The organism is Shinella sp. BE166 (assembly GCF_051201095.1).
Classification (GTDB): Bacteria; Pseudomonadota; Alphaproteobacteria; order Rhizobiales; family Rhizobiaceae; genus Shinella; species Shinella lacus.
In genome coordinates this window covers 1-1,667 of sequence record NZ_JBPEHL010000063.1, presented here as the reverse complement: position 1 = coordinate 1,667, position 1,667 = coordinate 1, and the positions used below count along the sequence as shown (strand labels likewise).

The 1,667-nt window shown below is 63.2% G+C and carries 2 protein-coding genes; both read left to right on the top strand.

Going from position 1 to position 1,667, the window contains the following annotated elements; all coding sequences use genetic code 11:
- Window positions 1-219: c-type cytochrome (locus J2Y63_RS35385; protein WP_435269836.1), on the top strand; the 219-nt coding region annotated here is incomplete at its 5' end.
- On the top strand, window positions 216-1,667 hold a 1,452-nt coding region (locus J2Y63_RS35380; RefSeq protein ID WP_435269835.1), incomplete at its 3' end, for a cbb3-type cytochrome c oxidase subunit I. The genes J2Y63_RS35385 and J2Y63_RS35380, both read left to right, overlap by 4 nt.

Here is a 1,667-nt window from a genome sequence, read left to right as displayed (position 1 = left end):
CGCGGCGTGACGGGGCCGGCAACCCTCGGCCCGGACCTCACCTTCTTCGGCCAGCGCCAGACGGTCGGCGCCGGCACGCTTGCCAACACGGCGCAGAATGTCGCCCGTTTCATCCGCGACCCAGGCGCGGTGAAACCCGGCGCGAAAATGCCGGCCTTCGACATGCTGCCGGAAAAGGACATCGCCGCCATCGCCACTTACCTGGTGGGGCTCCAATGACCGATCTCTCCAGCGAAGACCGGACAGCGCAGGAGGCACAATTGCGCGAGGTCTGGCGCACGCCGTCCGGCTGGCGCTACTGGACCTCCGTCAACAATACCGAGATCGGCCTGTGGTACGGCGCGGCCGCCTTTGTCTTCATGCTGTTTGCCGGTGTTCTGGCCCTGCTCGTGCGCGTTCAACTCGCCGTGCCGGGAAACGATTTTCTCTCCGCCGACACGTTCAACCAGGCCTTCACCCTGCACGGCACGGTGATGATGTTCCTCTTCGCCGTGCCAATCTTCGAGGCGGTGGCGATCTTCCTGCTCCCTTCCATGCTTGGCGCGCGCGAACTGCCCTTCCCCCGGCTTTCCGCTTTCGGCTTCTGGAGTTTCGCGCTCGGCGGCGTCTTCGTCTGCGGCTCGATCTTTTTTGGCGCGGCGCCGAACACCGGGTGGTTCATGTATCCGCCGCTTGCCACCGACAAGGAATATTCCGGCATCGGCGCGGATATCTGGCTCCTTGGCCTGTCCTTCATCGAGGTCGCATCGATCGCCGCTGCGGTGGAGCTCATCGTCGGCATCATGAAGTGCCGCGCTCCCGGTATGCGCATCAACATGATGCCGCTCTTCGCCTGGTATCTGCTGATCGTCGCCGGCATGATCCTCTTCGCCTTCCCGCCGCTGATTGCCGGCGACATCCTGTTCGAGATGGAACGGATGTTCGACTGGCCGTTCTTCGACGCGGCGCGTGGCGGCGATCCTCTGCTCTGGCAACACCTGTTCTGGATCTTCGGCCACCCGGAAGTCTACATCATCTTCCTCCCGGCAATCGCGCTGATGGCGATGATCGTGCCGACCTTCGCGCAAAGACCGATCGTCGGCTATTCCTGGATCGTGCTCGCCGCCGTCGGGACAGGTTTCCTGAGTTTCGGCCTGTGGGTGCACCACATGTTCACCACCGGCCTGCCGCAGATCTCGCTCGCCTTCTTCTCCGCCGCCTCCGAGGCGGTGGCGATCCCGACCGGCGTGCAGATCTTCGTCTTCATCGCCACCATGCTCGCCGGCCGCGTCATCTTTTCCGTTCCGATGCTCTTTGGCGCAGGCGGGCTCGCCATCTTCATCATCGGCGGGCTGACCGGCTTGATGGTGGCGCTTGTGCCCTTCGACTGGCAGGCGCACGACACCTATTTCATCGTCGCCCACCTGCATTACGTGCTGATCGGCGGCATGCTCTTTCCGATCGTCGCCGGCATCTACTATTATTACCCGCTGCTGGATGCGCGAAAACTCTCCGACCGGCTCGGAAAAATCGCCTTCTGGCTGATGTTCGTCGGCTTCAACGTGGCCTTCTTCCCCATGCATCTCGCGGGCCTGCGCGGCATGCCCCGGCGCGTCTTCACCTATCCCGCCGATATCGGCTGGGACTGGTTCAATCTGATCTCCACCATCGGCGCCTTCATCTTCGCC